This is a genomic window from Bradyrhizobium oligotrophicum (genome assembly GCF_051168495.1).
GTDB classification, from domain to species: Bacteria; Pseudomonadota; Alphaproteobacteria; order Rhizobiales; family Xanthobacteraceae; genus Bradyrhizobium; species Bradyrhizobium oligotrophicum_A.
The window spans coordinates 64,214-87,863 of sequence record NZ_JBNPVB010000023.1 but is presented as its reverse complement, the minus strand read 5'-3'; the positions used below and the strand labels follow the sequence as shown (position 1 = coordinate 87,863).

Genomic DNA, 23,650 nt, shown 5'->3' with positions numbered 1-23,650 from the left:
GTTACACCCGCTCGATGCGCACGGCGCATTTCTTGTAGTCGGTCTGCAGCGAGATCGGATCGGTGGCGTCGAGCGTCACCTTGTTGATCAGCTTCGACTCGTCGAACCACGGCACGAAGACGAGGCCGCGCGGCGGCTTGTCGCGGCCGCGGGTCTCGACGCGGGCGCGGATGAAGCCGCGCCGCGAGGCGACCTTGACCTCGTCGCCGCGCCGCAGATTGGCTTCCTGCGCGTCATCGGGATGCATGAAGCATACGGCTTCGGGGAACGCCTTGTAGAGTTCGGGCACGCGGCGCGTCATCGTGCCGGAATGCCAGTGCTCGACCACGCGGCCGGTGGAGAGCCAGAACGGATAGTCCTTGTCGGGCGATTCCGCCGGCGGCTCGTAGGGGAGCGCGAAGATGCGCGCCTTGCCGTCGGGGAAGCCGTAGAACTGCACGCCGGTCCCGGCCTTCACATAGGGGTCGGAGCCCTCGCGGAAGCGCCAGCGTGTCTCCTGGCCGTCGACCACCGGCCAGCGCAGGCCGCGCTCCTTGTGATAGGTCTCGAACGGCGCGAGGTCATGGCCGTGGCCGCGGCCGAAGGAGGCGTATTCCTCGAACAGGCCCTTGTGGACATAGAAGCCGAACGCCTTGGATTCGTCGTTGGCGTAGCCCGGCTCGATCTGGTCGAGCGGGAATTTGTCGACCTGGCCGTTCCTGTAGAGCACGTCGAACAGCGTCTTGCCGCGCACGTCCGGTTTCCTGGCGATCAGCTCCTCAGACCAGACCTCCTCGATTCGGAAGCGCTTGGAGAACTCCATCAGCTGCCAGAGGTCGGATCGCGCCTCGCCCGGCGCGGAGACGAGCTGATGCCAGAACTGCGTCCGCCGTTCGGCATTGCCATAGGCGCCTTCCTTCTCGACCCACATCGCGGTCGGCAGGATCAGGTCGGCGGCGAGCGCGGTCACCGACGGGTAGGCGTCGGAGACGACGATGAAATTGTCGGGGTTGCGGAAGCCGGGATAGGTCTCCTCATTGGCGTTCGGCCCGGCCTGGAGGTTGTTGTTGACCTGCACCCAATAGGCGTTGAGCAGGCCGTCCTTCAGCATCCGGCTCTGCAGCACGGCATGATAGCCGGGCTTGTCGGGAATCGTGCCCTCCGGCAGCTGCCAGATATGCTCGGCCTTGGTGCGGTGCTCCTTGTTGGTCACCACCATGTCGGCGGGCAGGCGGTGCGAGAAGGTGCCGACCTCGCGCGCGGTGCCGCAGGCCGAGGGCTGCCCCGTCAGCGAGAACGGGCTGTTGCCGGGCTCGCTGATCTTTCCGGTCAGCAGATGGATGTTGTAGACGAGGTTGTTGCACCAGACGCCGCGGGTATGCTGGTTGAAGCCCATGGTCCAGAACGAGACCACCTTGGTCTTGGGATCGGCATAGAGCTCGGCGAGCGCCTCCAGCCGGTTGAGCGGCACGCCGGACATCTCGGCGGCCTTTTCCAGCGTGTAGTCCGAGACGAACTTGGCATACTCATCGAATGAGATGTCGGTGGCGTCGTTGGCCTTGGCCGCACCGGTGGCCTTCTTCTGCAGCGGATGTTCGGGCCGCAGGCCGAAGCCGATGTCGGTCTGGCCCTTCTTGAACACGGTGTGCGCCTGGACGAACTCCTTGTTGACGCGGCCGGTCTTGATGATGTGGTTGGCGATCGCGTTGAGGAGATAGAGGTCGGTCTGCGGCTTGAACACCATGCCGATGTCGGCGAGGTCGAACGAGCGGTGTTCGAATGTCGAGAGCACGGCGACCTTGACATGCGGTGCCGACAGCCTCCGGTCGGTGACGCGGCTCCACAAAATCGGGTGCATCTCCGCCATGTTGGAGCCCCACAGCACGAAGGCATCGGTGGCCTCGATGTCGTCGTAGCAGCCGGCCGGCTCGTCGATGCCGAAGGTGCGCATCATGCCGGCCACGGCGGACGCCATGCAGTGCCGCGCATTGGGATCGATGTTGTTGGTGCGGAAGCCGGCCTTGAACAGTTTCGAGGCCGCATAGCCCTCCCAGATCGTCCACTGGCCCGAGCCGAACATGCCGACGCCGGAGGGGCCGCGCTTCCTGAGCGCGTCCTTGAACTTCAGCGCCATGATGTCGAAGGCCTCGTCCCACGACACGGGCGTGAACTCGCCGTTCTTGTCGTACTTGCCATTGGTCTTGCGCAGCATCGGATGCGTCAGGCGGTCGTGGCCGTACATGATCTTCGAGAGGAAGTAGCCCTTGACGCAGTTGAGGCCGCGATTGACCTCGGCCTTGATGTCGCCATGCGTGGCGACGACGCGATTGTCCTTGGTCGCGACCATCACGCTGCAACCGGTGCCGCAGAAGCGGCAGGCGGCCTTGTCCCATTTCAACTCGCTCTGCTCGCGCTCGGTGACGAGGTTCGCCGCGAGCGATGTGCCGGGAATCCCGGCGGCGGCTGCGGCAATCGCGGCGGCTTCCAGCTTGAGCATCTGGCGGCGATCGATCTTTGGCTCGGTCATGGTGATCTCGTGGTGTTAGCCGGCGTCGATGGCGTGGAAGACGAGGCAGGCGGAATGCACGTGGGGCAGCAGACCGATGCGGTTCATCGCGGTGCCGAGCGCGCTGGCATCGGGTGCATCGACGACGACGATCAGCTTGCCGCGCTCATCGCGGCCGTGGATCTCGCAGCCCTTCATCGCAAGAATGTCCGCTTCGACACGGTCGAGCTGATCGGGGCGGGTCTGCACGATGATCGAGGCGATCTCGCCCGAGGGCGGCGCGATCACGGGCTCGGCCGTGAGCACGCGGCCGGTGATCAGCGCGCGCCGGTCGAAGGAGGTGCGGTGGGAGGGCATGGGCGTGGACCTTTCCGGTCAGTGTGCCGAGGGTGGGCCGGGGGGACCTGCCATCATCTGGTAGACCCACACGGCAAGCCCGTATGAGCCGACGGTCGCGACCGCGAGGGCGGGCATCAGCACGGCGGTGAGGAACAGGAAGGCGAAAATTTCCATGCGTTTGCGACGCGCACGCGCGTTCGCATCGCTGCCGACGAGCGACATGAGAGAAGACTCTGCTATGGGGACGGGGGGAGAGTTTGCGGCATCCGGGCCGCGCCTGATGATATCTTGAGCAAAGTGCCTCGAATCCGCGTTGACCTGGATCAACCCGGGGACGACAGGCACGCGCACGACCGGATGCGGGCCAGCCACGATCATCCTGGTTGATGATCCGTGAAGGCGCGTGATCGCATCCTCATTGACGAGAAATTCTCGCTGCTTTGCCCGGCGCCTTCGATACGAACATGCCCTGCGACCGCGGACCGAGAGGACCGGCATCGCTATTTTTCCGGGGTCCTCGACAGGCGTTTCAGCCGCCACCATCATCCTGTGCATCGCATCAACGTGGGTGCACGGGCTTGGTCGGAGAGGGCAATGAAGCGTCGTGATTTTCTGAAACTGTCGCTGGGGTCCGCTGCGGTGGTCGCCTGGTCGGCGCCGTTGCGGGCCCAGGACAAGCCGAAGGAAATCCGCATCGGCACCCAGAAGGGCGGCTTCTTCCCGGCCGTGAGGGCCCGGGGCACCATCGAAAGCGCATTCAAGTCCGACGGCATCAACGTCGTCTGGGTCGACTTCCAGTTCGGCCCGCCGCTGCTGGAAGCCATCAATGTCGGCAGCGTCGATTTCGGCTATGTCGGCGACGCTCCGCCGATCTTCGCCCAGGCCGCCAGCGCCAAGATCCGCTACGCCGCCGCCGTCAAGCAGAACGGCAGCAGCCAGGCGATCATCGTGCCCAAGGATTCGCCGATCAAGACGCTGGCCGATCTCAGGGGCAAGCGCGTCGCGTTCGGCAAGGGGTCGAGTGCGCACAATCTGCTGGTCGCGGCGCTGGAGAAGGCCGGCCTATCGTGGAGCGACATCACGCCCGCGCCGCTCGCGCCGGCTGACGCCACCGCCGCCTTCGTCGAGGGCTCGGTCGATGCGTGGTCGATCTGGGATCCGTATCTGGCGCTGGCCGAGCTGAAGGAGAACGCACGCGCCATCGTGTTCGACAAGGATGTGCACAAGCCGAACTCGTTCTACATCGTCGGCTCCGACTTCGTCGAAAAGTACCCCGCCGTGGTCGCCAGGCTGAATGCGGCGTTCGCTGCCGAAGGCATATGGGCCAACAGCCATCACGACGAGGTCGCGAAGGCGCAGGCCGAGGCCACCGGCGTTGATCTCGAAGCGGTCAAGCGCTTCGTCGACCGCTCGGTCTATAGCGTGGTGCCGCTCGACGACGAGATCATCAAGAGCCAGCAGGCGGTGGCCGACCGCTTCGCCCGCGTCGGGCTCATTCCGAAACAAGTCAACGTCGCCGACATCGTCTGGAAGTGGACGCCGTCCACGTGACGCGAGAACGCGACCTCCATCCGAAAGACAACGACATGAGTAACGCTTCGAAGCCCAACGTGCTGTGGTTCCTGCCGACCCATGGTGACGGCCGCTATCTCGGCACGTCGCAAGGCGGCCGCGAGGTCAATTTCAACTATCTGCGCCAGGTCGCGCAGGCGGCCGACCAGCTCGGCTATTACGGCGTGCTGATCCCCACGGGCCGCAGTTGCGAGGATTCCTGGGTCGTGGCGTCGGCCGTGGCGCCGTTCACCGAGAAGCTGCGCTATCTCGTGGCGGTCCGTCCTGGTCTGCAGTCGCCGAGCGTCGCCGCGCGCATGACGGCCACGCTCGACCGCGTCACCAACGGGCGCCTGCTGGTCAACGTCGTCACCGGCGGCGATCCCGTCGAGAACAAGGGCGATGGCATCTTCCTGTCGCATGAGGAGCGCTACGAGGTCACTCGCGAGTTCCTCACCGTCTACAACGCGCTGCTCGAAGGCGAGGCCGTCAACTTCTCCGGCAAGCACATCAAGGTCGAGGATGGCCGTCTGCTGTTCCCGCCGGTGCAGTCGCCGCGGCCGCCGCTGTTCTTCGGCGGTTCGTCTGATGCGGGCATCGACGTCGCCGTCGACACCGTCGAGAAATATCTGACCTGGGGCGAGCCCCCGGCCGACGTCGCGGCCAAGGTCGCCAAGGTGAAAGCCGTCGCCGACGCGCGCGGCCGCAAGCTGTCGTTCGGCATTCGCCTGCACGTCATCGTGCGCGAGACCAACGAGGAGGCATGGGCCGCGGCCGACGACCTCATCAAGCACGTCACCGATGACACCATTGCCTCGGCGCAGAAGATCTTCGCGCGGATGGATTCGGTCGGGCAGCAGCGCATGTCGCAGCTGCATGGCGGGCGCCGCGACAAGCTGGAGATCAGCCCCAACCTGTGGGCCGGCGTTGGCCTCGTCCGCGGCGGTGCCGGCACGGCGCTGGTCGGCGATCCCGACACGGTGGCGGCGCGCATCAGGGAGTATCAGGATCTCGGCATCGACACCTTCATCCTCTCCGGCTACCCGCATCTCGAGGAAGCCTATCGCTTCGCCGAACTGGTGTTCCCGAAGCTCGGCTTGAACGTGTCGGAGCAGAGCGGCAATGTCACGACGCTCCGGGCCAATACCGGCCCGTTCGGTGAGACCATCGCCAACGAGCATCGCCCGTTGCAGAGAGCTTCGCAGTCATGAGTTTGATCGAAAGCCTTCCCAAGGTCCGCAAGCTGGCCGTGCCCAAGGCGGATGGATTCCTGCCCTGGCTGGTGCCGCTCGCGATCATCCTGATCTGGCAGGCGGCCTCCGTCGCCGGCCTCGTCTCGCCGCGGGTGCTGCCGGCGCCGAGCGATGTCGCGCGCGCCGGCTGGAAGCTGTTGTGGTCCGGCGAGCTCGGCCGCAACATCTGGGTCAGCTTCTGGCGCGCCTCGATCGGCTTTTTGATCGGCGGCGGCATCGGCTTCGCCTTCGGCCTCGCGAACGGCCTGTCGCAGCTGTCGTCGAATCTCACCGACACGACCCTGCAGATGATCAGGAACGTGCCGCATCTGGCGCTGATCCCGCTGGTCATTCTGTGGTTCGGCATCGACGAGAGCGCCAAACTGTTTCTGGTCGCGCTCGGCGTGTTCTTCCCGGTCTATCTGAACACGCTGCACGGGATTCGCACGGTCGATCCGCAACTCATTGAAATGGGCCGCGTCTACGGCATGACCGATGGCGAGCTGTTTCGCCGCGTGATCTTCCCCGGCGCGCTGCCGTCGATCTTCGTCGGCCTGCGCTTCGCGCTCGGCATCATGTGGCTCACCTTGATCGTCGCCGAGACGATCGCGGCCTCCTCAGGGCTAGGCTACATGGCGATGCAGGCCCGCGAGTTCATGCAGATCGACGTCGTCGTGCTCTCCATCCTGATCTACGCCCTGCTGGGCAAGGTCGCCGACAGCGCCTCGCGGCTGCTGGAACGGCTGACGCTGTCCTGGCATCCGGCCTTCAGCAAGCATTGAGGTTGTAAATGCAGCAAGCGCTCCGAATTCCCGTGTCCGGCGTCGAGGCAATCGACGGCGCCGAATTGATCGGGCATGCTGAGGCTTTCCGTCATGCGAGGAAGCCGGACGTGCCGCCGCAGCCGTCGAAACCCGAGACGCGCGGCCTGCCGCTCGTGATCCGCGACCTCAGAAAGTCGTTCGGCGACAACGAAGTGCTGCGCGGCATCGATCTGGAGATTGCGGCCGGCCAGTTCGTCGCCATCGTCGGCCAGAGCGGCTGCGGCAAGAGCACCCTGCTGCGCCTGATCGCCGGGCTCGACAAGCCGACCGCGGGCACGATCAGTATCGGTGATGCGGCGGCGCGGCCCGAGGATGTCCGCGTCATGTTCCAGGAGCCGCGGCTGCTGCCATGGGCGCGGGTGCTGGCCAATGTCGAGGTCGGGCTCGGCCGCGAGCGCAAGGCGGCAGGTGCGCATGAGCGCGCGCGGCAGGCGCTCGAGGAGGTCGGCCTCGCCGAAAAGCGCGACCAATGGCCGGCGGTGCTGTCGGGCGGTCAGAAGCAGCGGGTCGCGCTGGCGCGAGCGCTGGTCAGCGGGCCGCGCCTGCTGGCCTTCGACGAGCCGCTCGGGGCGCTGGATGCGCTGACGCGGATCGCGATGCAGCGCCTGCTAGAGCGGGTCTGGGCCGATCAAACCTTCACCGCAATCCTGGTCACCCATGACGTGGCCGAAGCCGTGGCCCTGGCCGATCGGGTCCTGGTCATCGAGGACGGTCGGATCGCCGAGGATATCAGCGTCGATCTGCCGCGCCCGCGTCAGCGCGGGTCTGCCGAGCTTGCCGCGCTGGAAGGATCGATCCTGGGCCAGTTGCTTGGACCGGGCACGGCAGGGTAGGAAAGATCAACGCAATGAACTCCATCGTCCGTCACATGCCTGATGCCACGGCGCTGCCGCCGGATTTCCGCTCTGCGATGCGCCAACTGGTTGGAGGCGTCAGCGTCATTACGGTCGGACGCGGTGACGACGTCACCGGCATGACCGTGAGCTCGCTGTCCTCGCTGGCGCTCGATCCTCCCTCGATCATCGTCAGCGTCAATCGCAACGCCTCGTCCTGGCCAATTCTGCAGCGGGAACGCGCGTTCGGCGCCAATCTGCTGGCGGCGGACCAGCTCGGCGTCGCCGAACGGTTTGCGGGGAAGGGCGGGCTGCGCGGCGCGGAGCGCTTCGCAGGCGCCGAGTGGCGCAAGCATGTCACGGGCGTGCCGCTCCTGGTCGGGGCGCTCGCGACACTGGATTGCGAGGTCGAGGAGATCATCGAACGACATTCCCACGGCATCGTCATCGGCCGGGTGGTGCATGTCACCGTCGCGCCGCAGTCGGCGGCCCTGGCTTATTGGCATGGCAGCTATGTCACAGTCGATGGCGAGGACGATCTCGGCCGGCTCGCCGCGCTCAGCGTGCCGGATCCGAGGCTGACGCCGTAACGTCCCGCTCCGGGCGAGGCGCGCTGGCGTCGACACGCCGGACGCCGTAAAAGCCGCTGTCGGCGTCGGCGGCGGAAATCATGAAACGGATCGGAACCTGGGCTCTCTACGTCATCGGCACGGTCGCGGTGCTCTACCTCGCGCTCTATGCCTATGCCGTGCTCACGCAGCGCGAGTTCACGCCGGGCGATCCCATCCACATCTTCCGCAATCCCGAAGCGCCGAGCTATTCCTGAGCGTGATGAGCGCGGTGCGCTACCTGGACGGCTTGCGGATCCACGGCTCGAACGACTGCTCGCAGTCCTGAAGCGGCATCCAGTCCTTTGTCAGAAGCTGCACGCGGCACCGGCGCCAGACCTTGCTCTGCACTTTGCCGTCCGCCGAGGTCTCGACATCGGACAGCCCGAGCATCGGCGGCTGCCAGCGATAACGCCGGGCACCGTCCCAGCCGTCGCACCCGTCGCGGCCGCAGGCGAAGTTGACCGAGTCCATCCGGCCACGCGGGCGGAAGCACCAGCTGCGTGAGCCCCATTCGTCGCCCCTTTGCGGTTTGACGAGGGGGCATGGGAGCTCTGTTCCCAGCAGCCGGCCAGCAGTCCGTGCGTCCCGGCATCGGCGGCTGAATGGCAAGCGGCGCGCCCAGGAAGAGCGCGCGCCGAGAACGAGACCATGGATGGCGGCCAGACTACACCGGGCTCGGCATGCGCGGGCTGTCGCCGGTGCCCGGTGGCGGGATCGGCAGGCCGCCGTCGGCATATTCGTTGAGCTTGTTGCGCAAGGTGCGGATCGAGATGCCCAGAATGTTGGCCGCATGGGTCCGGTTGCCCAGGCAGTGCTTCAAGGTTTCCAGGATCAGATCGCGCTCCACGTCGGCGACGGTGCGACCGACCAGGGCGCGCGTGACCTGCTCGGCAGCCATCGTCGCATGGGCGACGGCCGGCTGGGCCTTGCCGACGTCCAGCCGGGCGCCGTCCGGGGTCAGGATCGCATCCGGTCCGATCTCGTCGCCCTGCGCCATCAGCACCGCGCGATGCATCGTGTTTTCCAGCTCGCGCACGTTGCCCGGCCAGCGATTGCTGGTGAGGATGCGCTTGGCTTCCGCCGAGATCGGCCGCAGCGCCACCGCATTGGCCTCGGAATATTTGCGCGCGAAATGCTGGGCCAGTTCGAGAATGTCGGCCGGGCGCTCGCGCAGCGGCGGGATCTTCAGGTTCACGACGTTGAGCCGGAACAGCAGGTCCTCGCGGAACGTGCCTTCGCGCACGGCGTCCGCGAGATTGCGGTTCGAGGTCGCGATGATGCGGATGTCGACCGGAACGGGGCGGGTGCCGCCGACGCGGTCGATCACGCGCTCCTGGATCGCGCGCAGCAGCTTGGACTGCAGCCGCACGTCCATTTCCGAGATTTCGTCGAGCAGCAGGGTGCCGCCATTGGCCTCCTCGAACTTGCCGATGCGACGCGCGACCGCGCCGGTGAAGGCGCCCTTCTCATGGCCGAACAGTTCGGATTCCAGGAGATGCTCGGGGATCGCGGCGCAGTTGATCGAGATGAAGGGACGCTTGGCGCGGGCCGAGCGGGTGTGAACGTAGCGCGCCAGCACCTCCTTGCCGGTGCCGGACTCGCCGGTGATCATCACCGAGGCGTCGGAGCCGGCGATCTGCTGGGCGAGCTTGATCACCTTGGCCATCGCGTCGTCGCGATAGACGAGGTCGCGGCTGTCGTTGGCGACGGCGGCGAGCACTGCGGCGATCAGCTCCGGGTCCGGCGGCAGCGGAATGTATTCCTTGGCGCCGGCGTGGATGGCGGCGACCGCGGCGCGGGCGTCGCTGGTGATGCCGCAGGCCACGATCGGCACGTGGATGTGCTCGGCATCGAGCCGCATCACCAGGTCCCGGATGTCCAGCGCGACGTCGACCAGCAGCAGGTCGGCGCCCTTGCCGCCGCGCAGCACCCGCATCGCCTGCTCATTGTCCTCGGCATGGGTGACGGTGGCGCCGTTCTCCATGGCGATCTTGGTGGCCGCGGTGAGCTGACCCTTCAGCGTTCCGACGATGAGAAGCCGCATGTTGATCTCCTATTCGGCCGCGCAGCTCCCGAAAGGCGCGCGTGGGTTGGTGTCAGTTGCGGTCGGATTTGATGATTTCGGTCATCGTCACGCCGAGCTTGTCTTCGACCAGAACCACCTCGCCGCGTGCCACGAGCCGGTTGTTGACGTAGATGTCGATGGCTTCACCAACCTTGCGATCGAGCTCCAGCACGGTGCCGGGTCCGAGCTTGAGCAGCTCGCCGACATCCATCTTCGAGCGGCCGAGCACGGCCGAGACCTGGACCGGCACGTCGAACACGGCCTCCAGATCGGCTGCAATCCGCGCGGCGTGCTCTTCCTCGGTGTAGCCGACGTCGCCGCTCAGCGGCGGCGCGTCCGGAGAATTGAGGTCGGGAAGCGGGATCTCGTTGTCGCTCATCACTTAGACTCCGTCGGCCACCAGCTGCGGCCTAGTTCTTCTTGGACGCCATGTAGCGTCCGACCAGTTCGTTGATCTTGGCATCGATCGCGGCGCGCTCCAGCACCACGCCGCCGTCGGCCCATTCGATGCGGCAGTCGCCGGTCTGGATCTCGGGCTCCGCGAGGATCACGAGGCGCCCCTCGAAGCCGCTCTGCTTGGCGAGCTTCTCGATCTTCTCGCGGGCGAGCTCGTACAGGCTGTCGTTGATGCGCAGCACCAGATGCGGCGTGGCGACCAGATGCGCGAAGCAGTCGTGCACGAGGCCGGTGATCTCGCCGAGCGGCTCGGACTCGACCAGGGCCGCGCAGAGCTTGCGGGCGACGGCAATCGCGACATCGACCGCCTCCGTCTCCATCCGCTGCTCGATACCGGAGAAGCGGGCGGAGATGCCCTGCAATTGGATGTTGATCTGCTCGAGCGCAGTAGCGACACGGCGATCGGCCTCGACCTTGGCCTCGCGCTGCGCCGCCTCGTAGCCGTTGCGATAGGCGGCGGCTTCGGCGGCTGCGACCTTCTGCGCGATCTCGGCGGCCGTGGCCCCCCGTTCCCGCGTCTTGTCCGGCGCGGCGAAGTCGGTATCGAACAGGAACTTCGCGGGCTGGGCCATCAGTACACCAGTTCGTCGTCAGCGCGGTTCTTGCTGAGCATGATCTCGCCCTTGGCGGCGAGATCCTTGGCGAGATTGACGAGCAGGGCCTGCGCCTCGTCGACGTCGCGCAGCCGCACCGGTCCCATCGCGGCCATGTCGTCCTGCAGCATCTTGGCGGCGCGCGACGACATGTTGCCGAAGAAGAAATTCCGCACCTCCTCGTTGGCGCTCTTGAGCGCCACGCCGAGCTTGTCCTTGTCGACGTTGCGCAGCAGCGTCTGCGCCGAGGCCGAATCGAGCTTGATCAGGTCGTCGAAGGTGAACATCAGCGCCTTGATGCGCTCGGCCGATTCGCGGTTCTCCTCCTCCAGCGAGGTGATGAAGCGGGTCTCGGTCTGGCGGTCGAAATTGTTGAAGATCTCGGCCATGACCTCGTGGGCGTCGCGGCGGCGGGTCTGCGACAGGTTCGACATGAACTCGACGCGCAAGGTCTGCTCGACCCGTTCGATGACCTCCTTCTGCACCGCTTCCATGCGCAGCATGCGGCCGATGACGTCGAGCGCCATGTCTTCGGGCAGGATCGCGAGCACGCGCGCCGCATGCTCCGACTTCAGCTTGGACAGCACGACGGCGATGGTCTGCGGATATTCGTTCTTCAGGTAGTTGGCGAGAACCTCTTCCTGGACGTTGGAGAGCTTCTCCCACATGTTGCGGCCGGCGGGCCCGCGGATCTCGTCCATGATGCCGGAGACGCGCTCCGTCGGCAGGTATTGTTGCAGCAGCCGCTCGGTCGCGTCGAAATTGCCCATCAGCGCACCGGAGGCCGACATGCGCGAGACGAATTCGAGCATGAGATCCTCGACTACGTCGGCTTCGACCGTCCCCAGCGTGGACATCGCGAGCGACAATTCGCGCACCTCGTCGTCGTCGAGCTGCTGCCAGATCTTGCCGCCATATTGTTCGCCGAGCGCCAGCATCATCACGGCCGCGCGCCTCGGGCCGCTCAGAGGCTCGGTCTTCGCCCGCTGCGACTGACGGCTCGCGAGCGTCGCGATGACGGTGGAGATGTCGTTGGCGTTGGAGTTGGTGGTCTGGGTTTGCGGGAGCGACATGGCGTTTGACGTTCGACTCGGTTGGGGCGGTGCGTGGAGCGTGGATCGTTACTGCTGCGGCTCGGCGAGCCACTGGCGGATGATGGAGGCGGCTTCGCCCGGGTTGCGGTCGGCCAGTTCGCCCACCCGGTGGACGGACTGGGCGTGGACCTGGCCCTGAACCTGGGCGACGTCGATCATGGTGGCGGTCTGCTGCGCGTGGGCGACCTGCGCCTGGCTCTCGTCGGTGAGCGCGGGCACGCTGTTGGCCGCGGCGATCTCTTCGGTGGCGATGATCTTCTTCACCAGCGGCCGCACCACCATGAACACGACGACGATGCCGAGCAGCATCATCACGCCGAGCTCGATGACGTACATCACGTCATCCTTGGTGAAGTGGATCATGCCGAGGAAGCCGGTGGGCTCGTTGATCTGCGGCACGGTGGGGGCGTCGGCGAATTTCAGGTTGACCACCTCGACCTGGTCGCCGCGCTTCTGGTCGAAGCCGATGGCGGAGCGGACCAGGGCTGCGATGCGGTCGAGCTCCTCCTTGCTGCGCTCCTTGTAGACCAGTTCGCCTTTTTCGTTCTTGCTGTAGGCGCCGTCGACCAGGACCGCGATCGAGAGCCGGTTGACCCGCCCGGCCTCGGTGACTTCCGTCTTGGTGGTCCGTGAGATCTCGTAATTGTTGGTCTCTTCGGTCTTCTTGCTCTGGTCGCGCGGGGTCTGTGGCGGCTGGTTCTGCTGGTTGCCCGGCAGCTCGTTGTTGACCGTGACCTGACCGTTGTTCTCGTTGGTGGCCGACTGCTCTTCGCGGGTCTGGCTCGACCGGAGCACGCGTCCTTCCGGATCGTAACGGTCGGAGGTCTGGGTGATGCGGTTGAAGTCGAAATCGGCGGAGAGCTGGACCCGGGCGCGGCCCGAACCGACCACCGAGGAGACGATGTCCTCGACCTGTTTGCGCATCCGCTTCTCGAACGCGTTGCGGCGCTCGTCGCCGACCTGCTGGTCGATGTCGGTCTGGGTGCCGTCGGCAAGCAATTGCCCGGCCTCGTCGACGATCGACACCCGCTGCGGCTTCAGGCCGTTGACGGCCGAGGCGACGAGGTGGCGGATGGCGCGGATCTGGTTCGCCTCGAGGGCGCCGCGCACGCGCACGACGATCGAGGCCGACGGCTCCGGCGTCTCGCGCGAGAACAGCGGCCGTTCCGGCAGCACGAGATGGACGCGCGCGGCCTGGACGCGGTCGATGGCGCGGATGGTACGGGCGAGTTCACCTTCCAGCGCGCGCAGATGATTGATGTTCTGGACGAAGCTCGTGGTGCCCAGCGCGTCCGACTTGTCGAAGATCTCGTAGCCGACGCCGCCGCCCTTGGGCAGGCCGCCCTCGGCGAGCTTCATGCGCAGCCGGGTCACCTTGTCCTTCGGGACCATGATGACGCTGCCTTCGTTGCGGATCTCGAACGGAATTCCCTGGCGCTCCAGATCCTTGATGATGCTGGAGGAGTCGTCCATGCTCAGGTCGGTGAACAGGGTCGTCAGCTGCGGCGCCGTCACGCGCATGATGACGAAGCCGAAGAAACCAACCAGAGCGGCAGTCACCGCGATCATGGCGGTGAGCCGCGCGGCGCCCAAACCCTTCAGAAAGTCCAAGAGACCTTGCAAGCAACTGCCCCATAGTTCGGCATTCGACGGGTGCTGCTGGAAAGGTGATTTGAACGTCGCGGGCCTTTACGGCCGGTTGCAGAGCGCGCGAAATTCAATTCTCAGCCTTCACCGACACCCGCATTCCAGGTGGCGGTCCGATCGCAGCCTCTGCTCCCGCGGTGCAAGGTGGAGCGCGGAGGTTGAATCGAACCACTGGGCAATTATTGCCTATGGGAAGGTTTCGATATGGTTAACGTTGGTTAAAGGGTCCTAACAAAGTGTAGACATGCAAAAAATCGGCTTGGCGGGGCCAAGCCGATTTTCGATAAAAGCCGGTCGCGTCGTTAACGCCCTATTGGCGATATTGCTGAATTCGGGTGGTGCGCAGGCCGGCGAGACCGTGCTGGTCGATCGAGAACTGCCACGACAGGAATTCGTCGACGGTCAGGGTGTAGCGGCTGCACGCTTCTTCGAGGGACAGCAATCCGCCGCGGACTGCAGCGACGACTTCAGCCTTGCGGCGTATGACCCACCTCTTGGTGCCTGGCGCAGGCAAATCCGCGATGGTGAGTGGGCTACCGTCAGGCCCGATGACGTATTTCACCCTCGGGCGATGGGGTTCTGTCATGGCGTACTCACAAACTCTCAACCACTGAACTCACGGTAAGAACCTACGCCGCCTCGCTTAAAATTTGCCTAAGCAAAGGGCGTGAATCCGGCGCTGCGGGCCAACGCCGCCGCGTCCGGCGGCGAGAGGCCCCGGGAGCAAGATCGTGGTAAATGATTGGTTAAGAGTTTCCGGCGGTTACGCCGGCGTGTCGCCATCCCGGCCGAGCGCGATGTTGAAGCTCGGCCGCAAGCATAGGCGCGGTTCTGGCGGCGAGGCGCCGCTTCGAGGGTTAGCTGACGATCCGCTGGATCTGGTTCACGGTGTAGGTCTGGCCGCCGATCGAGAGCAGAGGCGGCTGCTGGGTCAGGTCGACCGAGGAGACCGTGCCCTTGACCTGGGTCGAGACCGCCACCGGGCTGCCGTTGGTCACATCGGTCGCGACGGTCGTGATCTTGTACAGCCCGTCGGGCCATTGGGCGCCGTCATTGCCCTGGCCGTTCCAATTATAGGTCTGGTTGTTGCCGGCGCTGGCTGAATATTTACCGGAGAATACGGTCTGGCCGACGCTGTTGGTGATGTTGACGGTGAGGTTGCAGTCCTTGGGAATGCTGAGGTCCCAGCTCGCCTTTCCGTCGGTCATGGTCGTGGTCGAGCCGGCCACCACGGCGGTCTTGCCGACGAAGGCCAGCGCCTGGGTCGCCTGTGTGGCCTGTTGCATCGTCAGCAGCGACGCCAGCTGGTCGTTGGTCTTGAGCTGCTGCTCGACGCCGGCGAACTGCACGAGCTGCTGGGTGAACTGGTTGGTGTCCAGCGGGTCGAGCGGGTTCTGGTTCTGCAGCTGCGTCGTCAGCAGGGTGAGAAAGGTCTGGAAATTGCCGGCGATGGTCGAGCTCGTGCTCGAGCCGAGGCCGCTGCTGTTCGATGAGGAGCTCGAGTTGGTCGTGCCCGAGACTGGCGGGCTTGCCGTGATTGCGTCGCCGATTGCCATGGAAGCCTCCTGTTATACCCGGATGTCGACGCCGCCCTGCGCGCTGAACATCCGTCCATAGGACCGTCCGGCGAGCTGGACCGGGACGGTTTCGTCCTCGGTTACGATCAGGCGTTGTGCGTTACCGTTTTGTTGATTGTCGCCGCCGTTCTGGCCGGACGAGTTCTGGTCGCGGAGCGAGAATTGCAGCCCGCTGTCGTTGCTCTTGAGACCGGCGTCCTGCAGCGCCTGCTGCAGTTGCGGCGCAGTCTGCTGCAGCATCGCCAGCGTCTCCGGCTTCTCGACCCGCAGATGCGAGGTCACCTGGCCGTTGCGGTCGACGTCGATGCGGACATCGATGCGGCCGAGCTCGGCCGGGTCCAGCCTGATCTCGAACCGGCTCTTGCCGTTGAGCGCGGAGGCTGCGATCTCGACCGCGAGTCCGTGCAGCGGCACGGCGGCCGCGGTCGCCGTCGTCGCCGTCAGGTTGGCCGCGGTGATCTGGTTGGTCGATGCGGCCGGGGTGGTGAGCTGCGGCTGCAATCCGGCCGTGGCCTGGGCCGCCGGATCCGGCGCGGCAACGTTGGACGGTCCGTTGGCTTGCGCCGCGCCGCGCTCATGCCCTGATGGCGCCGGCGCATGGCCATTGCCTTTGGCGGACGGGTCGATCTCGCCGCCGTCCGACTTCGTGGTAGCGGCGGGCTGTTGCGCGAGGCCACCGGCCTGATTGGCCTGACCGCCAGTTGTCGGAGTAGCGCCCTGTTCCGAACTCTTGCCGGTCTCGCCGGCGACCAGCCCCGTCTTGGCCTGGGCGCCCGGCTTGCCCGTCGCCTTGCCGCCGCCGGGCACGGCTGCGTCGAGCGCGGCAGTGAAGGTCTGATCGGTGGTGGGGGCGGCGTCGCCGGAAGCGGTCGCTGCCGTGTTGGCGCCAGCCGCCGTCTTGGCGGCGTCGTCGGTCGTTTTCGCTGTACCAGCGGACTTGGCTGCGGCGGCCATCAGCCCGGCGGTGGCGTCGACAGTGCCCGGCGTGCCGGGCCCGGTCGCCGTTGTCGGCAGGGCTGCGGCGGGGGCGGCAGAGGACCCGTCACCTTCCGTTGCTGCCCCCGGGGCGGGATTGGCCAGGGCGGTCTCGGCTTGGATCGCGACGGCAACCGGGGTCGGCACGACGATCTGATCGGCGGCGGCCGCCGCCGTGGCGGTCGCGTCGGCGCCGCTCTGGTCACCGTCCGTCTTGGTCTCTGTGGTGGTGCCGTCGGTGGTGTCGGCAGTATCTTTGCCGGTTTTGGCGGGTTTGTCGGCGCTGGTGTCGGACGCCGCATCCGAACTCGTCTTGTCGGAGCGATCGGTGCGCCACGGCGCGTCGGCCTTGTCCTGGGTCTTGTCCTGCGACCTGGTCTGGCTGCGATCGGCGTCGCCCGTGCGCGCGGCTTCGCGGCTGGGCGTTGCGCTGGCGCTGCTGCTGCGCGACGGCGATGTGGAGGACGACGAGGAGTTCGACGGGTTCGGCGGCGTCGCGGCATCGACCAGCGCCGAGAAGCTGTCGGACAGCTGCGAGGCGTCCTGGCGCGACTGTTTCGGCGCTGTGCTCTTCACAACCGTGCTGGCCTGGATGTCTGACGTGACGCTGAACACCTTGGAACCTCTCGCGATGAAACTCGACGAGCCAGATCAGCAAGGAGCGGGCCACTGCGGCCTGATTGCAAAATGATATATAGTTCAATGACTTGAAGGTGCGGCGCGCGTCCCGCACCGATCCCCTCGGCCCGCCATTTCTGCCCGGCCGGCAAGATTTGCCGCTGGCCGCTGCGGCCAGCGCGATTGCTTCGCAGGGAGTGCGCCTATATTAAAGACAGATGCTTCCCGCGCCGTTTCCGACCAGGACACCTTGTCCGGAGATCGCTGGAGGCAAGCCATCCGCAAGACGGCGCATGCGAGGCGTTCCCGCGCCGGGAACCCGTAGCCTGACGCCGCGATCGCAGTGACCTGATCATGCTCAACAGTCTCGATCTCGAAGGCCGTCCCGAGGACACCAGGGTCGTCGTCGCCATGTCCGGCGGCGTGGACTCGTCGGTCACGGCTGCGCTGTTGAAGTCGCAGGGGTACGACGTCGTCGGCATCACCCTGCAGCTCTATGATCACGGCGCGGCGACGCATCGCAAGGGCGCCTGCTGTGCCGGCCAGGACATCCACGATGCCCGCAACGTCGCCGAGCGGCTCGGCATCCCGCATTACGTGCTGGACTACGAGGACCGCTTCCGCGAGTCCGTGATCGACAATTTCGCCGCCAGCTATGCCTCCGGCGAGACGCCGGTGCCGTGCATCGAGTGCAACCGCGCCATCAAGTTCGGCGATCTGCTGAAGACCGCGCGCGAGCTCGGCGCCTCCGTGCTCGCCACGGGTCACTACGTCGCCTCGCGCCGGCTCGCGGACGGATCGCGCGCGCTCACTTGCGCCGCCGATGCCGATCGTGACCAGAGCTACTTCCTGTTCGCCACCACCCGCGAGCAGCTCGATTATCTGCGCTTTCCGCTCGGCGACATGACCAAGCCCGAGGTGCGCGAACTGGCGCGCCGCTTCGAGCTCGAGGTCGCCGACAAGCACGACAGCCAGGACATCTGCTTCGTGCCGACCGGCCGCTACACCGACATCATCGGCAAGCTGCGTCCCAACGCGATGGAGCCGGGCGAGATCGTCGATCTCCAGGGGCGCGTGCTCGGCGCGCATCACGGCATCGCCAACTACACGATCGGCCAGCGCAAGGGCCTCGGCATCGCCGCCGGCGCGCCGCTCTATGTCGTCAGGCTCGACGTCGCGACACGCCGCGTGGTCGTTGGCCCGCGCGAGGCGCTGCGCACGCACCGCATTACGTTGCGCGAGGTCAACTGGATCGGCGATGGCGCGCTCGATGCGGCGTTGCGCGACGGCCTGGAGCTGTTCGTGCGCGTGCGCTCGACCCGCCCGCCGCAGCCGGCCTGGCTGCGCGGTGCCGACGGTCATTACGAGGTCGAACTCGTCGCCGGCGAAGAGGGCGTCTCGCCGGGGCAGGCCTGCGTGTTCTATGACGCGGCTTCGGGACGCGCGCGCGTGCTCGGCGGCGGCTTCATCCAGAGCGCGTCCACCGAGAGCAGCAAAGCAGGCGGCATCGCCAGGCCGCAGCGCCTGGCCGAGCCGGTCCGCGGCTGACCAGCATCCATCATTCAGGGCAGGGGCATGGGGGACATCGACCGCGCAGGGGTCGAAAAGGCCTACGAACGCTGGGCGCCGATCTACGATCTGGTGTTCGGCAAGGTCTTCGATCAGGGGCGTCAATCGACCATCGCGGAAGCCGATCGTATCGGCGGCCGTATTCTCGACGTCGGCGTCGGCACCGGCCTGTCGCTGTCGGACTATGCGCGCACGACGAAGATCTGCGGCGTAGACATCTCCGAGCCGATGCTGCGGCGGGCCCAGGCGCGCGTGCGCGAGCTGAAGCTGCTCAACGTCGAGACGCTCGCGGTGATGGACGCGAAGCATCTCGCTTTTCCCGACGGCTTCTTCGATGCGGTCGTGGCGCAATACGTCATCACCGCGGTGCCGGATCCGGAAGCGACGCTGGATGATTTCGTCCGCGTGCTGAAGCCGGGCGGCGAACTGATCCTGGTCAATCACATCGGCGCCGAGAGCGGCCCGCGCCGCCTGTTCGAGCTCGCCTTCGCGCCGATCGCGCGCCGGCTCGGCTGGCGGCCCGAGTTCCCCTGGGCGCGGCTGGTGAACTGGGCCGCAAGGCACGGCGGCATCACGCTGGCCGAGCGCCGGCCGATGCCGCCGCTCGGGCATTTCTCGCTGATCCGCTACCGTAAGGGCTGATCGCCAAAGCTGCACATTGGCCGCGGGAACGCCGGCGCAGGCTTCGCGTTGCTCTGCCATGAGCATCAGGCAATCACTGTTCCTCTCGCTTCTGCTGGTCTCGGCCTCCGCCGTGGTCCATGCGCAGGCGCCGCCGACCCCGGCTACGCCGCCCCAGGCGACGGCGCCAGATCCGGGGCCGAATGCGGCGTGCGCGCCGAATGCGCGGACGACGCCGGACGGCATGACCACCGGACGCGCCGCCGAGCCGCTGGGCGAGAAGCTCGCCAAGACCAACGGCGTGCTGTGTCCCCCGAGCGGCGTCGATCCTGAAATGCACGCGCCGACCCCCGAGGGCGGCACGACACCGGTGATCCCGCCACCCGGCAGTCCCGGCGGGAATCCGAACGTGCAGCCGAAGTGAGCCGTGCTGGGCGTGAGAATTCGCAGCCGGTAAGCGATGCGCCTCGCGCGAGGGCGTGAACCGACGATCGCGCGCGATGTAAGACCTTGACGAGTCGAATAGAAACTGCGGAGAACGAAATCCGCGCGGGCCTGCGGGCTTTGCTTGACAGGGGCCGGAACGGCTCCTTATAAGCGGCCCGTTCACAAGGCCCGTCGCGCTCGTCGACCAATCGTGCCTTGATCGGACACCGTGGCGGGGTAGCTCAGCTGGTTAGAGCACGGGAATCATAATCCTGGGGTCGGGGGTTCGAGTCCCTCTCCCGCTACCAACATTTTCACCTGTCAGTGTGACAGCGGATGACCAACTGGGGCGCCAATCGGGACCCAGAGGTTTGCTGACGATCTTAAACCAGACCTGATCACGGCGTTCGTAGCGGGCCGCTCTGACGCTAACCCGACGGTTGCCATCCAGACGAGTTATTCGCTTCGCGGCGGGTTGAACGGAGACGTGGTCGCTGTTGCGCTGCCGCGCAGTCTGGCGCACTCCATAATTCTACGGGCCTCTCTCATCGCATCGGTATGCACTCAGTTGCTCCGATGCGCTGACAAAGCGAAACCATCGCTACGGGCATCCAGTTCGAGGCTGCTCACGCGAACAGCTTGTCGATGTCGTCCTGGGAAATCGCCACGCCGGGCCGCTTCGGGCCTTCCATCAAGTTCGGGGTGCTTGGGACGGCAAGCTCGGCGGCCATCCGTGCCAGCTCCTCTTTTCCCCACATGCGGACGAGCCTGTTGATGTGGTCCTCCATGAACTGCAGCGACTTGATCACGCGAGTGACCCGCTGTCCCGTGAGGTCCTGAAACGCGCAAGCCTCGAACACCTTGTTTGTACTGTCGAGGATCTCATCGGAGACCGATGCGGCAGTCGGGTCGTTGACGCCCTGCAACTTCGTGACGCTGGCGCCGATCGCCTCCATGCTTTCGAGGATCGCGTTCCCGGCTGTCTCCGTATTCTCGACGATCGCGTCGAGAGTGTCGGTCATCGTCGCAAAATTGCCCTTGCTGTCGCCTTGAAGGGCGGCGAATTCCCGCCGCATGCTGCTGATATGGCCGAACATCTCGACCAGCAGCGTTTTCAGCATCCTCTCTTCCTCTGGCGCAATCATCCGAAATCCCCGACTTTCAACGTTTCCTTATTAAGGCTTCAAGAAGTAGTTGCAGACCTCGGCCTGCTTGTCGGCAGTGACGTTTCGGATTTCGATCTGGCGTTGACCAGGTCGCGACGCGGCTGCCGAGATCGAGCGCAACCTGACAACGGTACTGCGGTCAGGGTGGGTGAAGATCAGCTGCTTATTACTCTCGTTCAAGGCGTATCTTGATACACTTTAAAAGTCGTCAATCGATCGATTGCAGACCCCGAAAAGATTGATCTTGTGGTAAAGGGTCTTCTCGGTCCGATTTAGTCGGACGGTTAGGCCGACCTTGTGAGACACACAAAATTCGTGGCGGGCGACGCCTGCGCGATCGCGGCATTGAGCTTGGCGTCCGCTTGATGATGTCCGAGAACAACGTGACCGGGCTGCCGCTGCGGCCCCGCTTTGTTGGGTGCGAAGAGCCGGCACGCGCGACACGGGCGCGTTCGGGCGGCAATTTCTCGGGCGTCAACGTCGTGCCGTCTGGCGCGACGGCGGACCATATCGGCTTTGTCGAACCCGAGATCCTCAAGCTCCGATGGCAAGTGGCACACAACGATCCCAGATCTTCAAAGAGCGGCATGTCGACCGCTTCCTGCAGGCGCTCGAAACCGCTCTGAAGAGCTGTTGCTGATTGTTTGAATTCGGCGGGCTGTCCTATCAGCCGGGGGCGGTGTCGGATGGAGGCGCCGCTGATAGAGACCGGCAACAGCGAAGGTGGCTTCGCTCGATCTTCGGCTGCAAGGTCTCGCAAAGGGCGACCCCGCTCTCGTGCGTTTGAGGTGGCACTCTTTCACCCCCAAGTGCTCCGCCAAGGCATCTTCGCGGCGGCAGCCGCCAGCGGGACACCGCGTGCGCGTCGCGTGCCGCCCGGTCGAACGCGTCGCCTATGATGCCGGTTTCGTGGGCAACGCTGCGACGCAGGCGGCGAGGGAGCGGGAGTAGCCGACGTCCATGCCGGCCCATGCCCCCAAGCGATGGCGTTGCGGTGAGCCGGGAAACCCTATGGATCAAAGGATAAGATACTGAAAGGTGGCCGGCCGGCAGACGAGTATGCTGCACGCCTCGCGCTATTCAGCGTTTCCGGTTGCGGCGACCACGCAACACTGAAGGGAACAGTCGCGAAGTCCGGGGGAGGAATTCATGGCCGGCGACCACTTCGCGCCAAACCTTCGAGTGCCAAGCCTTCAAGTTAGGCAGTCTGCCTCAAGTTGTTTCTCTTACCCCATCATTGTGACGATTGCTAGTTTGGGTTGATAGGAATGAGTTCGACGATGCTTCAATGTCAGACCACAGGGCCGGCGGCGCCGGCTCTTTCGGTTCGTGGGCTGACAGTCGATCTGCCGAGGGGCATGGAACGGCGCCATGCCGTCGAGAACATCACGTTCGATCTCCTGGACCGTCAGATCCTCTGCATCGTCGGTGAGTCCGGCTCGGGCAAGTCGGTCACCGCCAATACGATCATGGGCCTCTTGCCGCGCAAGATCTCGGTTTCGGCCGGCGCGATCCAGCTCGGTGGGAAAGACGGGACGGCAATCATCGGCGCCTCGCCTGTGACGCTGCGTTCGGTGCGGGGCCGCGTCGTCTCGATGATCTTCCAGGATCCGCTTTCGGCCCTCAACCCGCTGATGACCGTGGGCGAGCAGATCACGGAAGTTCTGACCGCGCATGGTGTTGGGACGAAGGATTGGCAACGAAAGCGCGTCATCGAGCTGCTGACGGAAGTCAGCCTTCCCGACCCGCAGCTCATGTACAATCAATATCCTTTTCGGCTGTCGGGCGGACAACGCCAGCGCGTCATGATTGCGATGGCGCTGGCGCTCGAACCCAAGGTGCTGATTGCCGATGAGCCGACGACCGCCCTCGACGTGACCACCCAGGCTCAGATCCTGCACCTCATCCGCGACATCCAGCGTCGAAAGGGGATGAGCGTCATGTTCATCACCCATGACTTCGGTGTGGTGGCCGAGATCGCCGACAGCGTGGTCGTGATGGAGAAGGGGCATATCGTCGAGAAGGGCAGTGCCAGGGAGGTGCTGAAGTCGCCCTCTCACCCGTATACCAAACGCCTCATCGCTGCCGTGCCCGATCTGACCGGGCAGGACCGCGTTGCGGTGGCAACCGAACTCCAGGAAGCGATCCTCAAAGTGGAGGGGCTCGCAAAGACCTATCGAAGCGGCAGTCCCTTCTTCGGCGGCCAGCGTGTCGTCCACGCCGTGCAGGACGTCTCGTTCGAAATTGGCCCCGGGCGCACACTCGGGATCGTGGGCGAAAGCGGCTCGGGCAAATCCTCGCTCGGGCGCCTGCTGGTCAAGCTCCAGGACTGCGACGGCGGCCGGATCCTGTTCGAGGGACGCGACATCGCGGCACTCTCGGAAACCACGTTTCGCCCGCTGCGGCCGAAGATCCAGATGATCTTCCAGGACCCCTTCGCATCGCTCAATCCGCGCGCCACGATCGGCCAGATCCTGACCGTGGGTCCTGTCGCGCACGGCATGCCCCATGCAAAGGCGCGCACCGAGGCCAAGAAGCTCCTGTCGCATGTGGGCCTCGATGCGGGCGCCTTCGATCGCCATCCGCACGAGTTCTCCGGCGGACAGCGCCAGCGCATCGGCATCGCCCGTGCCCTCATGTTCAAGCCCAAGTTGCTCGTCGCCGACGAGGCGGTCTCCGCCCTCGATGTCTCCATCCAGGCGCAGATTCTCAAGCTTCTCGACCAGATCCAGCGCGAGACCGGCGTGTCGATGGTCTTCATCACGCACGACCTGCGCGTCGCCAGTCAGATCTGCGACCAGATCGCCGTGATGCAGAAGGGGCGGATCGTCGAGCAAGGCCCGCCGTCCCAGATCTTTCTCAATCCGCAATCGTCCTACACGCGCGAACTCGTCGCCGCAATTCCAGGTGAGAAACTGACTGAAGCGCAGTGACTCCCGACCTGACCCGAGCAGCTCGACCGATACCC

At 65.5% G+C, this 23,650-nt stretch carries 24 protein-coding genes and 1 tRNA gene; 12 read left to right on the top strand and 13 right to left on the bottom strand.

The window, feature by feature from the left end; genetic code table 11:
- Nucleotide 1: 1 nt before the first annotated feature.
- From napA to napE, 3 genes are read right to left on the bottom strand one after another with little or no spacing between them, the layout of a single operon-like run.
- On the bottom strand, nucleotides 2–2,506 hold the full coding sequence (gene napA / locus ACQR1B_RS31390) for a nitrate reductase catalytic subunit NapA (RefSeq protein ID WP_434834749.1): 2,505 nt from the start codon (nucleotides 2,504–2,506) through the stop codon (nucleotides 2–4).
- Nucleotides 2,507–2,521: 15 nt separating this feature from the next.
- Complete coding sequence (locus tag ACQR1B_RS31385) at nucleotides 2,522–2,842, bottom strand: chaperone NapD (RefSeq protein ID WP_434834748.1); 321 nt, start codon at nucleotides 2,840–2,842, stop codon at nucleotides 2,522–2,524.
- Between the two features lie 18 nt (nucleotides 2,843–2,860).
- A complete protein-coding gene (napE, locus tag ACQR1B_RS31380) occupies nucleotides 2,861–3,046 on the bottom strand; it encodes a periplasmic nitrate reductase, NapE protein (RefSeq protein WP_434834747.1) in 186 nt (61 codons plus the stop codon).
- A gap of 372 nt (nucleotides 3,047–3,418) precedes the next feature.
- Here napE and ACQR1B_RS31375 point away from each other — a divergent pair, with 372 nt between their 5' ends.
- The 6 genes from ACQR1B_RS31375 to ACQR1B_RS31350 all read left to right on the top strand — a co-directional run bounded on the left by ACQR1B_RS31375 (nucleotide 3,419) and on the right by ACQR1B_RS31350 (nucleotide 8,090).
- Complete coding sequence (locus ACQR1B_RS31375) at nucleotides 3,419–4,375, top strand: aliphatic sulfonate ABC transporter substrate-binding protein (RefSeq protein ID WP_434834746.1); 957 nt, start codon at nucleotides 3,419–3,421, stop codon at nucleotides 4,373–4,375.
- Nucleotides 4,376–4,410: 35 nt separating this feature from the next.
- A complete protein-coding gene (gene ssuD, locus ACQR1B_RS31370) occupies nucleotides 4,411–5,586 on the top strand; it encodes an FMNH2-dependent alkanesulfonate monooxygenase (RefSeq protein ID WP_434834745.1) in 1,176 nt (391 codons plus the stop codon).
- On the top strand, nucleotides 5,583–6,389 hold the full coding sequence (locus ACQR1B_RS31365) for an ABC transporter permease subunit (RefSeq protein WP_434834744.1): 807 nt from the start codon (nucleotides 5,583–5,585) through the stop codon (nucleotides 6,387–6,389). The genes ssuD and ACQR1B_RS31365 overlap by 4 nt, the downstream gene beginning before the upstream one ends.
- An 8-nt stretch (nucleotides 6,390–6,397) precedes the next feature.
- Nucleotides 6,398–7,264, top strand: coding sequence for an ATP-binding cassette domain-containing protein (locus ACQR1B_RS31360; protein ID WP_434834743.1), 867 nt, complete (start codon nucleotides 6,398–6,400; stop codon nucleotides 7,262–7,264).
- Nucleotides 7,265–7,278: 14 nt separating this feature from the next.
- On the top strand, nucleotides 7,279–7,854 hold the full coding sequence (locus tag ACQR1B_RS31355; RefSeq protein WP_434834742.1) for a flavin reductase family protein: 576 nt from the start codon (nucleotides 7,279–7,281) through the stop codon (nucleotides 7,852–7,854).
- 80 nt (nucleotides 7,855–7,934) lie between these two features.
- The gene (locus tag ACQR1B_RS31350) at nucleotides 7,935–8,090 is read left to right on the top strand and encodes a hypothetical protein (protein WP_434834741.1); all 156 of its coding nucleotides are present in this window, start codon (nucleotides 7,935–7,937) and stop codon (nucleotides 8,088–8,090) included.
- A gap of 19 nt (nucleotides 8,091–8,109) precedes the next feature.
- Here the strand turns inward: ACQR1B_RS31350 and ACQR1B_RS31345 are convergent, their stop codons facing one another.
- From ACQR1B_RS31345 to ACQR1B_RS31305, 9 genes are all read right to left on the bottom strand, one after another.
- Complete coding sequence (locus ACQR1B_RS31345) at nucleotides 8,110–8,346, bottom strand: hypothetical protein (protein WP_434834740.1); 237 nt, start codon at nucleotides 8,344–8,346, stop codon at nucleotides 8,110–8,112.
- A 193-nt stretch (nucleotides 8,347–8,539) separates the two neighbouring features.
- The gene (gene flbD / locus ACQR1B_RS31340; protein WP_434834739.1) at nucleotides 8,540–9,919 is read right to left on the bottom strand and encodes a sigma-54-dependent transcriptional regulator FlbD; all 1,380 of its coding nucleotides are present in this window, start codon (nucleotides 9,917–9,919) and stop codon (nucleotides 8,540–8,542) included.
- A gap of 52 nt (nucleotides 9,920–9,971) precedes the next feature.
- On the bottom strand, nucleotides 9,972–10,319 hold the full coding sequence (gene fliN / locus ACQR1B_RS31335) for a flagellar motor switch protein FliN (protein ID WP_434834738.1): 348 nt from the start codon (nucleotides 10,317–10,319) through the stop codon (nucleotides 9,972–9,974).
- 31 nt (nucleotides 10,320–10,350) lie between these two features.
- The gene (locus ACQR1B_RS31330) at nucleotides 10,351–10,968 is read right to left on the bottom strand and encodes a FliH/SctL family protein (RefSeq protein ID WP_434834737.1); all 618 of its coding nucleotides are present in this window, start codon (nucleotides 10,966–10,968) and stop codon (nucleotides 10,351–10,353) included.
- Entirely contained in the window at nucleotides 10,968–12,062 is a 1,095-nt protein-coding gene (gene fliG / locus ACQR1B_RS31325; protein ID WP_434834736.1) for a flagellar motor switch protein FliG, read from the bottom strand. Before fliG ends, ACQR1B_RS31330 begins: the two co-directional genes overlap by 1 nt.
- Nucleotides 12,063–12,110: 48 nt before the next feature.
- Nucleotides 12,111–13,706, bottom strand: coding sequence for a flagellar basal-body MS-ring/collar protein FliF (fliF, locus tag ACQR1B_RS31320; protein ID WP_434834735.1), 1,596 nt, complete (start codon nucleotides 13,704–13,706; stop codon nucleotides 12,111–12,113).
- Between the two features lie 334 nt (nucleotides 13,707–14,040).
- On the bottom strand, nucleotides 14,041–14,316 hold the full coding sequence (locus ACQR1B_RS31315; RefSeq protein ID WP_002714638.1) for a DUF1153 domain-containing protein: 276 nt from the start codon (nucleotides 14,314–14,316) through the stop codon (nucleotides 14,041–14,043).
- Nucleotides 14,317–14,587: 271 nt separating this feature from the next.
- On the bottom strand, nucleotides 14,588–15,286 hold the full coding sequence (locus ACQR1B_RS31310; RefSeq protein WP_434834734.1) for a flagellar hook assembly protein FlgD: 699 nt from the start codon (nucleotides 15,284–15,286) through the stop codon (nucleotides 14,588–14,590).
- Nucleotides 15,287–15,298: 12 nt separating this feature from the next.
- Nucleotides 15,299–16,897: a flagellar hook-length control protein FliK gene (locus ACQR1B_RS31305; RefSeq protein ID WP_434834733.1), complete on the bottom strand. Its 1,599-nt coding sequence runs from the start codon at nucleotides 16,895–16,897 to the stop codon at nucleotides 15,299–15,301.
- A 357-nt stretch (nucleotides 16,898–17,254) separates the two neighbouring features.
- Here ACQR1B_RS31305 and mnmA point away from each other — a divergent pair, with 357 nt between their 5' ends.
- The 4 genes from mnmA to ACQR1B_RS31285 all read left to right on the top strand — a co-directional run bounded on the left by mnmA (nucleotide 17,255) and on the right by ACQR1B_RS31285 (nucleotide 19,824).
- Complete coding sequence (mnmA, locus tag ACQR1B_RS31300) at nucleotides 17,255–18,448, top strand: tRNA 2-thiouridine(34) synthase MnmA (protein ID WP_434834732.1); 1,194 nt, start codon at nucleotides 17,255–17,257, stop codon at nucleotides 18,446–18,448.
- 27 nt (nucleotides 18,449–18,475) lie between these two features.
- On the top strand, nucleotides 18,476–19,111 hold the full coding sequence (locus ACQR1B_RS31295) for a class I SAM-dependent methyltransferase (protein WP_434834731.1): 636 nt from the start codon (nucleotides 18,476–18,478) through the stop codon (nucleotides 19,109–19,111).
- A gap of 58 nt (nucleotides 19,112–19,169) precedes the next feature.
- Nucleotides 19,170–19,514 (top strand): hypothetical protein, encoded by a 345-nt coding sequence (locus ACQR1B_RS31290; protein WP_434834730.1) that lies wholly within the window; start codon nucleotides 19,170–19,172, stop codon nucleotides 19,512–19,514.
- 233 nt (nucleotides 19,515–19,747) lie between these two features.
- Nucleotides 19,748–19,824 (top strand) — tRNA-Met (locus ACQR1B_RS31285).
- A gap of 318 nt (nucleotides 19,825–20,142) precedes the next feature.
- Here ACQR1B_RS31285 and ACQR1B_RS31280 read toward each other — a convergent pair.
- Nucleotides 20,143–20,661, bottom strand: a complete 519-nt coding sequence (locus tag ACQR1B_RS31280; RefSeq protein ID WP_434834729.1) for a protein phosphatase CheZ — start codon at nucleotides 20,659–20,661, stop codon at nucleotides 20,143–20,145.
- Nucleotides 20,662–21,047: 386 nt separating this feature from the next.
- Between ACQR1B_RS31280 and ACQR1B_RS31275 the strand changes: the two genes are divergently transcribed.
- Together ACQR1B_RS31275 and ACQR1B_RS31270 are read left to right on the top strand one after the other, a co-directional pair.
- Nucleotides 21,048–21,308 (top strand): hypothetical protein, encoded by a 261-nt coding sequence (locus ACQR1B_RS31275; RefSeq protein ID WP_434834728.1) that lies wholly within the window; start codon nucleotides 21,048–21,050, stop codon nucleotides 21,306–21,308.
- A 654-nt stretch (nucleotides 21,309–21,962) separates the two neighbouring features.
- Complete coding sequence (locus tag ACQR1B_RS31270; protein WP_434834727.1) at nucleotides 21,963–23,615, top strand: dipeptide ABC transporter ATP-binding protein; 1,653 nt, start codon at nucleotides 21,963–21,965, stop codon at nucleotides 23,613–23,615.
- Nucleotides 23,616–23,650: the final 35 nt, after the last annotated feature.

Excerpts from the sequence above, each read along its gene's own strand:
- napA (WP_434834749.1), bottom strand. The coding sequence starts at position 2,506 with ATGACCGAGCCAAAGATCGATCGCCGCCAGATGCTCAAGCTGGAAGCC.
- ACQR1B_RS31385 (WP_434834748.1), bottom strand. The coding sequence starts at position 2,842 with ATGCCCTCCCACCGCACCTCCTTCGACCGGCGCGCGCTGATCACCGGC.
- napE (WP_434834747.1), bottom strand. The coding sequence starts at position 3,046 with ATGTCGCTCGTCGGCAGCGATGCGAACGCGCGTGCGCGTCGCAAACGC.
- ACQR1B_RS31375 (WP_434834746.1), top strand. The coding sequence starts at position 3,419 with ATGAAGCGTCGTGATTTTCTGAAACTGTCGCTGGGGTCCGCTGCGGTG.
- ssuD (WP_434834745.1), top strand. The coding sequence starts at position 4,411 with ATGAGTAACGCTTCGAAGCCCAACGTGCTGTGGTTCCTGCCGACCCAT.
- ACQR1B_RS31365 (WP_434834744.1), top strand. The coding sequence starts at position 5,583 with ATGAGTTTGATCGAAAGCCTTCCCAAGGTCCGCAAGCTGGCCGTGCCC.
- ACQR1B_RS31360 (WP_434834743.1), top strand. The coding sequence starts at position 6,398 with ATGCAGCAAGCGCTCCGAATTCCCGTGTCCGGCGTCGAGGCAATCGAC.
- ACQR1B_RS31355 (WP_434834742.1), top strand. The coding sequence starts at position 7,279 with ATGAACTCCATCGTCCGTCACATGCCTGATGCCACGGCGCTGCCGCCG.
- ACQR1B_RS31350 (WP_434834741.1), top strand. The coding sequence starts at position 7,935 with ATGAAACGGATCGGAACCTGGGCTCTCTACGTCATCGGCACGGTCGCG.
- ACQR1B_RS31345 (WP_434834740.1), bottom strand. The coding sequence starts at position 8,346 with ATGGACTCGGTCAACTTCGCCTGCGGCCGCGACGGGTGCGACGGCTGG.
- flbD (WP_434834739.1), bottom strand. The coding sequence starts at position 9,919 with ATGCGGCTTCTCATCGTCGGAACGCTGAAGGGTCAGCTCACCGCGGCC.
- fliN (WP_434834738.1), bottom strand. The coding sequence starts at position 10,319 with ATGAGCGACAACGAGATCCCGCTTCCCGACCTCAATTCTCCGGACGCG.
- ACQR1B_RS31330 (WP_434834737.1), bottom strand. The coding sequence starts at position 10,968 with ATGGCCCAGCCCGCGAAGTTCCTGTTCGATACCGACTTCGCCGCGCCG.
- fliG (WP_434834736.1), bottom strand. The coding sequence starts at position 12,062 with ATGTCGCTCCCGCAAACCCAGACCACCAACTCCAACGCCAACGACATC.
- ACQR1B_RS31315 (WP_002714638.1), bottom strand. The coding sequence starts at position 14,316 with ATGACAGAACCCCATCGCCCGAGGGTGAAATACGTCATCGGGCCTGAC.
- ACQR1B_RS31310 (WP_434834734.1), bottom strand. The coding sequence starts at position 15,286 with ATGGCAATCGGCGACGCAATCACGGCAAGCCCGCCAGTCTCGGGCACG.
- mnmA (WP_434834732.1), top strand. The coding sequence starts at position 17,255 with ATGCTCAACAGTCTCGATCTCGAAGGCCGTCCCGAGGACACCAGGGTC.
- ACQR1B_RS31295 (WP_434834731.1), top strand. The coding sequence starts at position 18,476 with ATGGGGGACATCGACCGCGCAGGGGTCGAAAAGGCCTACGAACGCTGG.
- ACQR1B_RS31290 (WP_434834730.1), top strand. The coding sequence starts at position 19,170 with ATGAGCATCAGGCAATCACTGTTCCTCTCGCTTCTGCTGGTCTCGGCC.
- ACQR1B_RS31280 (WP_434834729.1), bottom strand. The coding sequence starts at position 20,661 with ATGATTGCGCCAGAGGAAGAGAGGATGCTGAAAACGCTGCTGGTCGAG.
- ACQR1B_RS31275 (WP_434834728.1), top strand. The coding sequence starts at position 21,048 with ATGATGTCCGAGAACAACGTGACCGGGCTGCCGCTGCGGCCCCGCTTT.
- ACQR1B_RS31270 (WP_434834727.1), top strand. The coding sequence starts at position 21,963 with ATGCTTCAATGTCAGACCACAGGGCCGGCGGCGCCGGCTCTTTCGGTT.